Below are 13,187 nucleotides of genomic sequence, written 5' to 3'. Positions count from 1 at the left end.
ACGCCGCTAGACACTACGACGAAGCAGTGAGTTGCATCACACGAGTATGCGTTATACGGTATGCAATCTCCGGTAGGTATTTTCGCAGCGCCAGGGTTGCCCTGAAGCAGTGAACTTCTTCCCGGTCGCGCGGGTTAGGAACCCCGAACTCGTGCCGATGCGCCGTGCGGCGCCCGACAACGCGAGAGGCGGCAGTTCTGTGTTCAAACCCGTCCTAGGGGTGGTGGCCATCGCCACCGCCACCCTCCTCACCGTCAGCTGCAGCGCACCGTCCGCTGCTCCGGCGGCGCCTGTCAGCCAAAAGCCCGCACCGAAGGTGAACGTCATCACTCAGAAAACCATTGCTCTCCCCGGTGTCGGAGGCCATGGAGACGAGGTTGTCGTCGACCCGGGAGCCCACGCCGCATATGTTGCCCAAAGTCCGGACAACAATGTTGTCGTCATAGACACGACCGCCAACAGCGTGGAAGCGGTTGTACCCCAGATAGCGAGCGGGAATGGCATTGCCTTCAGCGACTCGTATGTCTTCGTGGCCGAAGCGGACTCCGGAACCGTCGCAGTCATCGCGAAACCCAGCTGGAAGGTCATCGCCACCGTGCCGTCAGGCGGAAAAACGCCCGACGCCATCTATTACGACCCGCATGAGAACAGTGTCTTTGTCGCCAACGATGACTCGAACAACATGGAACAGTTCTCGGCCACCGCACCATTTGCCATCGAGGGGACCCTGAATCTTGATCCGGCACAGCCCAAAACCGGACCCGACCTGGGAACGTATTCAAGCGCCGACGACAAGATCTATCAATCCGACGACAACAACGTCGACGTCATAGACGCGAAGACCCGGACGATCCAGAAAGTCTTCACTCCGCTGAGCCCCGATGTGGCGACGAAGGATATCTACTTCGACCAGGCGCGTCGATTGCTCTGGGTGGGGACGTCTGACCCGAAGGTGATCGCTATCGATCCGGACACCGGGAAGGTTGTCTACACCGTGAAGACGGCATCCGGCATGGACCAACTCGCGGCGGACACTGATGACGGCCTGCTCTTCCTCGGCGAAAGTAAGGCGGGAGTCATGGGCGTCGTCGACCTCGCCACCCACGAAAACATCACTGATGTAAAAACGGAATCGGGATTCCATACTGAGGGCTATCTGCCGGGCAGTCACCACGCATACACCTACTTGAACCAATCGAACAAGATCGAGATAGACGACGTCAGCAGGTCGTGACCATGGCCCGCGTCGGTCTTGTGTCTGAAAGGTCTTGGATCACAGCCTGTCTGAGGGAATCCCCGCGGTTTCCTAGGTACGCGGACGTATCGGAGAAGCGCAAGGGTTAGAGCTGATTCGGATCGGCTTCGAACTGGCGTGGACCTGCGTTTGTCGCTCTTCCTTTGTCGTGCAACAGGTCCCGTTTGTGGGAGGATGAAGCGGTCAACGACCGTCCGCGTCCGCCGGATCGCATAGGAGCCATGTCTGTGTTCGAGGCACGTCGTACGGTTTTCAACCACGTCGGGTTGTGCGTCGCAGATCGCGAGCGATCCCGCCGGTTCTACGAGGGTCTGCTCGGTTTCACGTTTTGGTGGGATCTCGAACTGCCCGACGAGGGCACCGAAAAGCTGCTGCAACTGGACCGGCCGATCGGCGTGCGTGCGACCTACCTGGTGCGTGACGGGCTGGTGCTCGAGCTGCTGGACTACTCGAAGCGTGACGTGCACGCCGGTGCGCGGCGGCCGATGGACCAGGCGGGGTTGACCCATATATCGCTATCGGTGTCCGATCTGGCCGCCGTTTTGACGATGGTCGAGGAGTTCGGCGGGTCTGTGATCGAAGAGACCGTGACGGAACAGTTCGCGATGATCCGTGATCCCGACGGACAGCTGATCGAGTTGCTGCCCGACTCGTGGCTGGCGAGTCTGCCGCCCCGGCCGTAACCGGTATTGCGATCACTACGATCGTAGTGATACAGTCGGCTGTGCTGGCCGCGGCGAAATTAGTGCGGTCTTCCTGACGATGCTCGCGAAACTGCACTATAGAAGCTGATGCCTCCCAACCCGGAGCGACGGACGCAGATCCTCGACGCCGCAATCGACATCCTGTGTGACGACGGCGTCGGGGGTTTGACGCATCGGCAGGTCGACAGCCGCGCAGGTGTGCCCGCAGGCACCACGTCGAACTACTTCCGCACGCGCCAGGCACTGCTCGAGGCGACCGCCCAGCGCACGGTCGACCTGCACTGGCAGCGTGTCGAGATGTTGCAGTCGGCGATCGGCCCGCTGAGCCGTGACGCGTTGAAGGCGTTGATGATTCGCATGCTCGAACCAGACGAGCGGACGCGCCGGTTCACCCTCGCACGTTTCGAGCTGTTCATGGAAAGCACACGGCGAGAAGAACTTCGGCCACTGATGAAGGAGCTTCAGGCGGCCGCGGTGAAGTCGGCGACGCTCATCATCGAGGCCGCCGGCTTCACCCCGACACCGCAGCGGATGGACGAACTCAGCAGATTGCTCAACGGCTTTGTGTTCAGCAACCTCACCATTGCACCCGACTCGGGCGCGCTAGATGCCGCCGGTCTTGTGGACCGACTGCTGAGCGCCTTCCTGGATTAGGAACGACTGGCGCGGTTGACCGCCGACACCACGGCGCGAAGCGATGCGGTGGTGATCGACGTCGCGATGCCGACACCCCATACGGTCTTGCCGTCGATCGACGCCTCGACGTAGGCGGCTGCCTGCGCCTCCTCGCCCGCCGAGAGGGCGTGCTCGGAGTAGTCCAGTACGGACACGTTGATCCCGATGGCACCGAGCGCGTCGACGAACGCGGCGAGCGGGCCGTTGCCCGCGCCGACGATCTCGCGTTCAACGCCGTCGACCTTGACCACAGCCTCGATCGTGTCTGTTCCGCCGTCGACCTCGGCGGCGGTGACCTTCTGCCGGATGCGCTCCAGCGGCCGGATCGGCGCCAGGTACTCGTCGGCGAAGACGTCCCACATCTCCTTCGGCGACACCTCGCCGCCCTCACCGTCGGTGATCTTCTGGATCGCCTGGCTGAACTCGATCTGCAGCCGGCGCGGCAGGGCCAGGCCGTGGTCGGCCTTCATGATGTAGGCCACACCACCCTTGCCCGATTGCGAGTTGACCCGGATGACGGCCTCGTACGTGCGGCCGACATCTTTGGGGTCGATCGGCAGATAAGGGACTTGCCAGAGGAGGTCGTCAACATCCGAGCCGACGTCGTCCGCTTGGCTCTTCATCGCGTCGAGGCCCTTGTTGATGGCGTCCTGATGGCTGCCGGAGAACGCGGTGTAGACGAGATCGCCGCCGTACGGATGGCGTTCGTGCACCGGCAGCTGGTTGCAGTACTCGACGGTGCGCCGGATCTCGTCGATGTTGGAGAAGTCGATCTGCGGGTCGATGCCGCGGGAGAACAGGTTCAGCCCCAGAGTCACGATGCAGACGTTGCCGGTGCGCTCACCGTTGCCGAATAGGCAACCCTCGATTCGGTCGGCGCCGGCCTGGTACCCCAATTCCGCTGCGGCGACGGCTGTTCCGCGGTCATTGTGCGGATGCAGGCTCAGGATGATGCTGTCCCGCGGGGTCAGATGCCGGTGCATCCACTCGATCGAGTCCGCGTACACGTTTGGTGTCGCCATCTCGACGGTGGCCGGAAGGTTGACGATCAGCGGCACGTCGGGTGTCGGCTGGATGATCTCGGCGACGGAGTTGCAGACATCGACGGCGTACTCCAGTTCGGTGCCGGTGTAGGACTCCGGTGAGTACTCGTAGCGCCACAGCGTGCCGGGATAGTTCTTGGCCTGTTCGACGCACATCCGGGCGCCGTCGGTGGCGATCTTCTTGACGGCCTCACGGTCGGCTTTGAAGACCACGCGGCGCTGCAGGATCGACGTCGAGTTGTAGAAGTGCACGATCGCGCGCGGTGCGCCCTCACACGCCTCGAATGTCCGCTCGATCAGCTCCGGGCGGCATTGCGTGAGCACTTGGATGGTGACGTCGTCAGGGATAGCACCGTCGGCGATGATCTCGCGAACGAAGTCGAAGTCAGTCTGGCTGGCCGACGGGAACCCGACCTCGATCTCCTTGTAGCCCATCCGGACCAGCAGGTCGAACATGCGGCGCTTGCGCGCCGGGCTCATGGGGTCGATCAGGGCCTGGTTGCCGTCGCGAAGATCAACCGCGCACCACATCGGGGCGTGATCGACGACCTTGTCGGGCCAGGTGCGGTCAAAAGGAACCGGCACTGGGCCGAACGCCGGGCTCCCGCCCGGCACCTCTTCGGCGAAGCTGCGATACCGGCTGACCGGCATCGACGTCCTCCGCTGGGTGTTCCAGGCGGGCTGTCCAGGGTTCGGTGGGCCGGCGGGTTTGTTGATGCTGCGTACCGACGAGAAGGCGTCAGGTGAATCAGGTGTGGATTTCGAGAAGGTGGTCATTGGGATTGCTCCGGGAGTTATAGACGGGACTCGACCGGCGCATCGCGACTACCCGCGACGGGAGGCCAGTCTGATCAGACCCCGTCGCGGCTGCCGAGAAGGAGCACCCGCTGCACCCGACCACTGTAGCAAGCCCAACCATCGGGCCAAAAAAGTCGCGAAAAAGTGTTACTGGGACCGGGTGCCGCCGCTCCTACCTGTGAGCGCGACCTATGGGGGATCGCCGAACGCAGAAACAGCGCGTCGTGGCTACCGCCTCTACCCGCAGCAGACTCATCCTGACCGCCGCTGGCGCCGCTACGGTGCTGACGGGCTTCGAGGTGCTGCGGGTGGCGGGAGATAATCAGACCTGAGAGTCGGGGAAGGCGATCACCGACAGGAACCGGATCGGCACCTCGACAAGGTCGATGGGTCCATGTGCGCCCTCGCCGTCGATCTGCAGTGAGTCGCCCGGATGTAGCCGGTACACCGAGCGGCTGTGGCTGTAGTCCATGACGCCTTCGAGCATGTAAATGAACTCGGTGCCGGGGTGCTGGAACAGCGGGTAGGTCTGACTCTTCTCCGACAGCGTGACGTGCAGGCACTCGAGCCGCTTGTGCTCCCCTCGCAGCGACCCGAGCAGCTGGTACTCGTGGCCTTCCTTCGTGCCGTTGCGGACGATCCGCGCGCCGGTGCCCGCCTTGACGAACGCTGCGGGACGCTCGACGTCAGCGCCGCGGAACAAGCTGGTGACCGGCACGTCGAACCCCTTGGCCAGCAACGCAAGTGTGCTGAGGCTGCATGAAGTCTGGGCGTTTTCGATCTTGGACATCATCGCTTTGGAAATCCCAACGCGGGCAGCCATTTCCGCCACCGTCAGGCCATGTTGTAGCCGCAGCTGCCGGACGTTGCGGCCGATGGCGGCCTCGAACTCGAGCTCCTCTACGGGCTCGTGTGGGTCACGGTCGCGAGCCGTGCCGGACTTGTTGCGAAGAAGCGGAACCTCAGACATGTTTCCTGTCAGGAATCATCGCATTTGCCCGGCACCGACGTACGGATAGGGGCTCTTCAGCGGGTCGCCGTCATCGAACCGGGAGAGCCGGAAGTCGGACTCCGGGATCCGAGGGTCTGTGCTGCGGCCGTCGATGATGAGGTCAGCCACCAACTGCCCCACGGCGGGCGCGATCTTGAAGCCGTGCCCGCTGAACCCCGCTGCGACGATGAGGCCCTCGAGGCTCGTCATGGAGATGACGGGGTTCCAATCGGGTGTGACGTCGTAGCACCCCGCGTAGCTGCTGCTGATCGCCGCATCGGTGAAGCCGGGGAAGCGGGTGCCGACCTTCTCGACGGTCAGGTCGACGAATGCATCGGTGGCGCGATTCAAATAGTTGTCGGGGTCGGCCTCTTCGACCTCTGACAGGTCGCTGTTGCCGAACAGGACGTCGCCGCCGACTTCCGGTCTGATGTATTGCAGCGACACCAGATCGGAAAACACGGGCACGGCACCGATATCGACGCCGGGCGCGATCGTGACGATCTGTTCTCGCACCACGCGGATAGGCACCTCAATGCCGTAGGGCGCCAGAAATGGCTTCGTCCACGCTCCCGTTGCGATGACGACGGTGCCTGCCGAAATCTCGCTGCCATCGGCCAGCCGGACACCGGTGACGCGGTCTTCAGTGACCAGCAGCTCGGTGACGGTGGTGGCCTGCCGGATTCGGACACCGGCCGCACGCGCCGACGTCGCGAAGGCCTGCGCGGTCATGTAAGCGTCACCGTAGCCGCCGCGCGCCTCCCACCCGAACGCCTTGAACGGAGACAGGTCAGCGAACGGCCACATGCGGGCGACCTCGGCTCGGTCGATCTCCTCGGTCTGCACGCCGACAGCGCGTTGCGCGGCAAGGCTTTTGCGCAGCGATTCGACGTTGGCTTCACCGACGCCCACGACGTATCCGGTCTGCCGGAAGCCGATGTCGGTGCCGAAGATCTCCTCGGCCTTCTCGAAAACCTCGAGTCCGGCCGCGGCCATGGCAGCAAGCGAGGTGACGCCGTAATGGCAGCGGACGATGCCACTGGACTTGCCGGTCATTCCTGATGCGACGGTGTTACGTTCGGCCACAACGACGTCCGTCACGTCACGTTGGGACAGCGCCCACGCCGCAGCTGCGCCTTCAATGCCTCCGCCGACGATGACGACGTCCGCGGTGCTCATTGGCCCGGTATCCATGACGTGCCCGCCAGCGGCACCCGCGCCATGGCCGCCGCCTCGATGGTCACCGCGACAAGGTCTTCCGGCTCGAGGTGGCACACGTGCGCCTTGCCGCATGCGCGCGCGATGGTTTGGGCCTCCATGGTCAGTACCCGCAGATAGTTCGCCAGCCTGCGGCCACCCTCGACGGGGTCGAATCGGGCCGCGAGTTCGGGATCCTGCGTGCTGATGCCCGCAGGATCGGTGCCGTCCTGGAAGTCGTCGAAGAAACCCGCGGCGCTGCCCAGCTTCTCGTACTCGGCGGCGTAGCGAGGATGGTTGTCGCCCAACGCAATCAATGCAGCCGTACCGATCGCCACGGCGTCGGCGCCCAGCGCCAGCGCCTTGGCCACATCGGCGCCGGTGCGAATGCCGCCCGAAACAATCAACTGCACCCCCCTTTTTCCTGTGGCTCCGCTCGCCCCGGGCCGATGCACCCCCAGCTCCGCCAGCGCCTGCACCGCCTGGGGGACCGCGGCCAGCGTCGGGACGCCGACGTGCTCGATGAACACTTCTTGGGTGGCGGCGGTGCCGCCCTGCATGCCGTCGACGACCACGACATCGGCGCCGGCGTGCACGGCCAGCTTCACGTCGTAGTACGTGCGGGTAGCGCCGACCTTGACGTAGATCGGCTTCTCCCAATCGGTGATCTCACGGAGTTCGTTGATCTTGATGGTCAGATCGTCGGGACCCGTCCAGTCGGGGTGCCTGCATGCCGAGCGCTGGTCGATGCCCTCGGGCAACGTTCGCATTCCGGCCACCCGTTCGGAGATCTTCTGGCCCAGCAGCATTCCGCCGCCGCCGGGTTTGGCGCCCTGGCCGAGCACCACCTCGATCGCGTCGGCCGTGCGGAGGTCGTCCGGGTTCATCCCGTACCGGGACGGAAGGTATTGGTAGACAAGGTATTTGCTCTGCCCACGCTCCTCGAGTGTCATGCCACCGTCGCCCGTCGTGGTCGACGTACCCACCTCGCTGGCGCCACGACCCAACGCCTCCTTGGCCGGCCCGGACAGCGCCCCGAACGACATGCCAGCGATCGTCACCGGAATATCGAGGTGCAGTGGGTGTTTCGCGAACCGGTCACCGAGCACCACATCGGTACCGCACCGCTCTCGGTACCCTTCCAGCGGATAGCGTGACATCGAAGCGCCAAGGAACAGCAGGTCGTCGAAATGCGGAAGTGGCCGCTTGGCGCCCCAGCCGCGAATGTCGTAGATGCCGGTTTCGGCCGCGCGCTGGATGGCAGCGATCGTTGGCCGGTCGAAGGTGGCGGATTCACGCAGGCCCAGCTGCGCACGGTTGTCAATGTTCATCAGTAGCTCGAAGCGTTGTCGATGTGGAAGTGGTAGAGGTTTCGCGCGGAGCCGTAGCGGGTGTAGGCGGCGGTGTCGTCGCCCTCGAAACCCGCAGCCTTGAGCAGGTACTCGAGCTCCTTGTGATGCTCGGACCGCATCTCCTTGGCGACGCAGTCGGCGCCGAGCGAGGCGACCTCGCCGCGCACGTAGATGCGGGCCTCGTAAATCGAATCGCCCAGCGCCTCACCGGCATCGCCGCGAATCACCAGCCGGCCCGCCTGTGCCATGAACGCACTCATGTGTCCGACGTCGCCGCCCACCACGATGTCGACGCCTTTCATCGAAATGCCGCACCGCGCGGCTGCGTTTCCCTCGATCACCAGCAGGCCACCATGCGCGGTTGCACCCGCCGATTGCGAAGCGCTGCCCTTGACCCAGACCGTCCCGCTCATCATGTTCTCGGCGACGCCGGTGCCTGCGTTGCCGTCGACGGTGATCTCGGCGCGCTCGTTCATGCCGGCGGCGTAGTAACCGACATGTCCCTCGACGGTGATTTTCACCGGTGCGTCGACGCCGACGGCAACGTTGTGCGCGCCGTCGGGATGTGCGATCACGAATTCGCCGGACAGGTCGGGCGCATGCAGGGCGGCGTTGACGTCGCGCAGCGGCGTGGTGCGCAGATCGAATGCGGTCGCCGATGAGCGCTTGCGCGATGAGCATGTCACCGTGTCCATGCGTAGATCACCTCCGGCTCCGGCTCCCAGATCTTGGCGGCATCGACGCCGGGAAGTCCTGCCAGCGCGCGGTATTCGCTGCCCATCGCTATCCAGTCGTCGGTTTCGGCGATGACGGCCGGCTTGCAGGCGATCGCGTCGCGCACCACCGCGAACGAGTCGCGGTTGGACACCAACAGCGTGTAGAACCCGTCGAAGGTTGCGCACAACTCCTTCAGCGCGGCCTGCACGTCGCGACCGTCGGCCAATTGCTTTGCGATGAAGCGCGCACCCACCTCGGTGTCGTTCTCGCTGTCGAATTGCACACCGGCGGCGCGTAGTTCGCGGCGGATCGTGGCGTGGTTGGCAAACGAGCCGTTGTGCACCATGCACTGCTCGGGGCCGACCGCGTACGGATGACAACCCGCAGGAGTCACCGCCGACTCGGTCGCCATCCTGGTGTGCCCGGCACCCTGCCAGCCCTGCGCCGTGGCCAGCCCCCAGGCGTCGGTCAGCACGCGGGGATGGCCGACTCCCTTGAGCACGGCCATATCCGAACCAAACCCGGCGATCAGCGCCTGCGGGTATGCCGCCTTGACGGCCTTTAACAGAACGTCGGATGCCACGTCTGCCGTCACGAGATACGTATCGCCGAGTCGGGTGATGTCGACGTCGAGGTCGATGGCCTCGGCTGTCGGGGTCACCTCCAGCACCGAGACGCAGCCCCGGCCCGGCGGCGACCAGACCGGGTCGCCGTAGACGGCGACGCCAGCCGAATCGCTGCCACGGTCACCCATCTCGCACAACATTCCGGTGAGCAGTTCCCCAAGCTGGGAATAGAGATCCGGGTTGCGGAGGTGCAACCCAACGATCCCACACATGATTTGTCTCCTCTGACTTGACGATTCAGAACGCGGTGAGATAGCTGTCGATCTCCCACGGCGTCACGGCGCTGTGGTAAGCGAAGAACTCCTCGCGCTTGATATTGGCGAAGTAGCCGGCAACACCGTCGCCCGCGGCGTCGAGCACACCCGCGACCACCGGGTCGCCCTCGAATTCGTCGACCGCGTGCAGCAGTGTCGGGGGCAGCGGCGACCGGTCCTGTGCACCAATGTCTCCCGGGTCGGCGCTACGTTTGATCCCGTCGATGCCCGCGCCCAACGCCGCGGCGATCGCCAGATAAGGGTTGGCCGAGCCGTCGCCGCCGCGTAGCTCGATACGCGCCGAGTCGGGCACCCGAATGTAGTGGGTGCGGTCGTTGCCGCCGTAGGTCGGGGTCTTCGGCGCCCACGATGCACCCGACGCGGTGGTCGTCGCGCCGGTTCGCTTGTAGGAGTTGACCGTTGGCGCCACTACCGCCTGCAGCGCGCTGGCGTGATCGAGGATCCCGCCGATGAACGCATACGCGGTGTCGGACAGGCCGAGGCCGCGGGCGTCGTCGTCGGCGGGGAACACAGGGGTGCCACCGGTGGTCAGCGACACGTGCAGATGCAAACCACTGCCCGTCTTCTCGGCGAACGGCTTGGGCATAAAGGTGGCGACCATGCCGCGTTCGGCCGCGATCATCGACAGGATGTAGCGCAGTGTGATCACGCGATCGGCGGTGGTCAGCGCGTCGGCGTATTCGAAGTTCTGCTCGAACTGGCCGTTGCCGTCCTCGTGGTCGTTGGCGTAATTGGACCAGCCGAGTGTGTTCATCGCTGCCGAGATCCCGGTGAGGTGGTCGTACATCCGGGTGACGCCACGGGCGTCGTAACAGGGTTGTGCGGCGGTGTCGGCAGGGTCGGCTACCGACAGGCTTCCGTTGGAATTGCGTTGCAGCAGAAAGTATTCCACCTCGGCGCCGACCCACGGCTCGTAACCGGCATCTGCCGCCCGTTGTATCAGCGACTTGAGGATCACCCGCGGCGCATAAGGCCACGGCTCGCCGTTGACATGCGGGTCGCAATGAACGATCGCGAGGCCGTCCTTGATGAACGGGATCGGGGTGAACGACGCCGAATCCGGAATGGCCATCAGGTCAGGGTCTTTGGGCTCCTGGCCGATGGCGCCGACGGCGTATCCCGCGAAGCCGACACCCTCGGTGGCGAGCAGGTCGACGGCCTCGACGGGCACCAGCTTCGCGCACGGTTTGCCTCGCAGGTCGACGAACAGCGCGAGGATGAATTTCGTTCCTGACTGTTCGGCCAGGGTGGCGAGCTCGGACATGGTTCTCCAATCGAATGAGGGGCCGGCCGGCGCGGGCGAGTGTTCCGCGCCGGCCGGGAGTGGCTGGCTCCTCCGGCGAGCCGTCGTCGCTGCCTGTCAGGCTGGTTGCAATTCGTACGCGGCGTCCCTGTGGAACTTCGCGTCGATGCCCTTTTCCTCTTCGTCGGTCGAGATGCGAATACCCATCGTCTTCTTGATGACGAAGGCGATGAGGTACGCCACCACGAACGAGTACGCCATCACCGCGCCGGCGGCGATCGCCTGCTTCCACAGTTGATCGAACCCGCCGCCGTAGAACAGGCCGTTGGTCTTGTTCGGCATGCCTGCACTGGCGAAGAACCCGATCAGCAGGGTGCCGATCACGCCGCCGACAAGGTGCACGCCGACCACGTCGAGCGAGTCGTCGTAGCCGAAGCGAGACTTCAGACCCACCGCCAGCGGGCAGATCGCGCCCGCGATCAAACCGAGGAAAATCGAGCCCACCGGGGTGACGGCACCGCACGCGGGCGTGATGGCCACCAGACCCGCCACGGCACCGGAGGCCGCGCCGACGCCGGTGGCGTGGCCGTCCTTGATCTTCTCGACTGCTAGCCACGCCAGCGTCGCCGCGCAGGTAGCGGTGAACGTGGTGACCATGACGATGGCGGCCGAGGTGCCCGCAGCAAGGGCTGAGCCACCGTTGAAGGCGTACCAGCCGGCCCACAGCAGGCCCGCACCCAGTAGCGTCAGCGGTACATTGTGCGGCTTGCGGAACTTACCGAACCCCAGCGACTTGCCGAGCACGATCGCGACAGCCAGCGCCGCGGCGCCAGAGTTGATGTGCACCGCGGTGCCGCCCGCGAAGTCAATTGCCTTGAGGTTGTTAGCGATCCAGCCGCCCTTGGCGTCCGGCGTCACCACGCCGTCGAACGCGAATACCCAGTGCGCAACGGGGAAGTACACCAGAATCGCCCACGCGGTCGCGAACGTCATCCAAGCGCCGAATTTCATCCGGTCGGCCGCTGCGCCGGAGACCAGTGCGACCGTGATCGCCGCGAAAAGTGCTTGGAATAACGAGAATAGGCTGACTGGCAGGCCGTTGATGGTGGTCATCGGTTCGGTCAGATTCTTCATGCCTGCGAATTCCGTGAAGCTGCCGACGAAGCCGCCGTAGGACGTGCCGAACGTCATCGAGAAGCCGAACAACACCCACAGCACGCCGACGACAGCCACCGCGCCGAACGTCATCATCATCATGTTGGTCGAGCTCTTGACGGACACCATGCCGCCGTAGAAGAGCGCGAGCCCGGGGATCATCATCGTCAGCCCGATGATGCAACACAGCATGAATGCCGTGGTTCCTGTATCCATACCTAATCTCCTGGAGTGGGCGGCCCTCGCCAGGGCCGTTCACTCACAGTAATCAATGTTTCTGTTACGTGGACAGGCTTAAGGTGTTTCGGTCGGGTTAATAGTCGGTCGCCCGCTACAGTTCGTGCGATGAAGCTCGATCGGCGATGGTGGGTCGCCATTGCTGTCGTGGTGGTGGCGGTCGGGGCGTTGATACTTCGGTACACGGTGTTCGCCGGCCCGTCCGAGGAATGCCGTCCCGTCAAGGACTTGCTGGACTTCAATCGGGCCCAGGGCGAGCAGATTGCGTCGAAAACCGGTGACGCGCCGGGCATTCCGAGTGTCGCCGAGGAAGCCGCATATCAGGCGTGGGCCGACGGGATGGCAGAACGCGCGCAGAAGGTCACCTCGCCCGACCTGGCGCGCACAGCGACGACGGTCGCCACCCTCGCCAACGATTTCGTCGGCAAACTGTCGCTCGTGCGTTCGCAGGCCGATTCGCGTGCTCCCGGCGCGCCTGCGCCGCCGGCCGTCTACGAGATGGCTGCGCTGAACGCCCGGATTTCCAACGGTCTCGACGAGCTGGCGAAGGCCTGCTCCTGACTCACTGCAGCGGTCGCCCCCACGTGCCGTGCGCTCGTCGTCACCCTCGTCGACGCAGATCATCACCAGTGCTGCGGCGGCCTTGGCGTAGCTGTTACCACGCTTGAGCAGCTCGGCGATCTTGGTGTTGGTCTCCCACCGCGCAGCCCGACCAGGAATCGCACTGGCTGGCGGTGTCCCCAGGTGGCGGCCCAGCGGGCGGCCTTGAGGAGGGCGACCAGGTCATCTGCTGCCAGGACGGCGTCGGCGTCGAACAACCGCGGACTCACCCCGCCGCGAGATCGGGGTGAATCGGTACCTGGGTGCGCGCTCTGGCCGGCTGTTCCTCGCGCAAGCGCTCGTCGCGCCTCTTGACCAC

At 64.6% G+C, this 13,187-nt stretch carries 13 protein-coding genes; 4 read left to right on the top strand and 9 right to left on the bottom strand.

Annotated features, from left to right (window positions below):
- The first annotated feature begins 109 nt into the window (after nt 1-109).
- The 3 genes from MYCSM_RS29200 (at nt 110) to MYCSM_RS29190 (ending at nt 2,613) form a co-directional block, all read left to right on the top strand.
- A complete protein-coding gene (locus tag MYCSM_RS29200) occupies nt 110-1,234 on the top strand; it encodes a YncE family protein (protein ID WP_015309788.1) in 1,125 nt (374 codons plus the stop codon).
- Nucleotides 1,235-1,476: 242 nt separating this feature from the next.
- Nucleotides 1,477-1,938 (top strand): VOC family protein, encoded by a 462-nt coding sequence (locus tag MYCSM_RS29195; protein WP_041312821.1) that lies wholly within the window; start codon nt 1,477-1,479, stop codon nt 1,936-1,938.
- Nucleotides 1,939-2,046: 108 nt separating this feature from the next.
- The gene (locus MYCSM_RS29190) at nt 2,047-2,613 is read left to right on the top strand and encodes a TetR/AcrR family transcriptional regulator (RefSeq protein WP_015309786.1); all 567 of its coding nucleotides are present in this window, start codon (nt 2,047-2,049) and stop codon (nt 2,611-2,613) included.
- On the opposite strand, the gene leuA is transcribed toward MYCSM_RS29190, so the two are convergent.
- The 8 genes from leuA to MYCSM_RS29150 form a co-directional block, all read right to left on the bottom strand.
- Complete coding sequence (gene leuA, locus MYCSM_RS29185; RefSeq protein ID WP_015309785.1) at nt 2,610-4,454, bottom strand: 2-isopropylmalate synthase; 1,845 nt, start codon at nt 4,452-4,454, stop codon at nt 2,610-2,612. The two genes, MYCSM_RS29190 and leuA, sit on opposite strands and share 4 nt — an antisense overlap.
- A 343-nt stretch (nt 4,455-4,797) precedes the next feature.
- The gene (locus MYCSM_RS29180; RefSeq protein WP_015309783.1) at nt 4,798-5,445 is read right to left on the bottom strand and encodes a helix-turn-helix domain-containing protein; all 648 of its coding nucleotides are present in this window, start codon (nt 5,443-5,445) and stop codon (nt 4,798-4,800) included.
- A gap of 15 nt (nt 5,446-5,460) precedes the next feature.
- Nucleotides 5,461-6,645, bottom strand: a complete 1,185-nt coding sequence (locus MYCSM_RS29175) for an NAD(P)/FAD-dependent oxidoreductase (RefSeq protein ID WP_015309782.1) — start codon at nt 6,643-6,645, stop codon at nt 5,461-5,463.
- A complete protein-coding gene (locus MYCSM_RS29170) occupies nt 6,642-7,994 on the bottom strand; it encodes an FMN-binding glutamate synthase family protein (protein ID WP_015309781.1) in 1,353 nt (450 codons plus the stop codon). The genes MYCSM_RS29175 and MYCSM_RS29170 overlap by 4 nt, the downstream gene beginning before the upstream one ends.
- Nucleotides 7,994-8,710: a glutamate synthase gene (locus tag MYCSM_RS29165; RefSeq protein ID WP_015309780.1), complete on the bottom strand. Its 717-nt coding sequence runs from the start codon at nt 8,708-8,710 to the stop codon at nt 7,994-7,996. Before MYCSM_RS29165 ends, MYCSM_RS29170 begins: the two co-directional genes overlap by 1 nt.
- Nucleotides 8,698-9,570, bottom strand: a complete 873-nt coding sequence (locus tag MYCSM_RS29160; protein ID WP_015309779.1) for a glutamate synthase — start codon at nt 9,568-9,570, stop codon at nt 8,698-8,700. The genes MYCSM_RS29165 and MYCSM_RS29160 overlap by 13 nt, the downstream gene beginning before the upstream one ends.
- A gap of 25 nt (nt 9,571-9,595) precedes the next feature.
- Entirely contained in the window at nt 9,596-10,897 is a 1,302-nt protein-coding gene (gene glnT, locus MYCSM_RS29155; RefSeq protein ID WP_015309778.1) for a type III glutamate--ammonia ligase, read from the bottom strand.
- 96 nt (nt 10,898-10,993) lie between these two features.
- A complete protein-coding gene (locus MYCSM_RS29150) occupies nt 10,994-12,247 on the bottom strand; it encodes an ammonium transporter (RefSeq protein ID WP_015309777.1) in 1,254 nt (417 codons plus the stop codon).
- Between the two features lie 129 nt (nt 12,248-12,376).
- Here MYCSM_RS29150 and MYCSM_RS38520 point away from each other — a divergent pair, with 129 nt between their 5' ends.
- The gene (locus MYCSM_RS38520) at nt 12,377-12,829 is read left to right on the top strand and encodes a hypothetical protein (protein ID WP_015309776.1); all 453 of its coding nucleotides are present in this window, start codon (nt 12,377-12,379) and stop codon (nt 12,827-12,829) included.
- A 62-nt stretch (nt 12,830-12,891) separates the two neighbouring features.
- Here MYCSM_RS38520 and MYCSM_RS38515 read toward each other — a convergent pair whose 3' ends face one another.
- Entirely contained in the window at nt 12,892-13,098 is a 207-nt protein-coding gene (locus MYCSM_RS38515; protein ID WP_232425688.1) for a nitroreductase family protein, read from the bottom strand.
- Nucleotides 13,099-13,187: the final 89 nt, after the last annotated feature.

This window comes from Mycobacterium sp. JS623 (genome assembly GCF_000328565.1).
Classification (GTDB): Bacteria; Actinomycetota; Actinomycetes; order Mycobacteriales; family Mycobacteriaceae; genus Mycobacterium.
The sequence above is the reverse complement of the archived record's forward strand: the minus strand, read 5'-3'. Positions and strand labels throughout refer to the sequence as shown.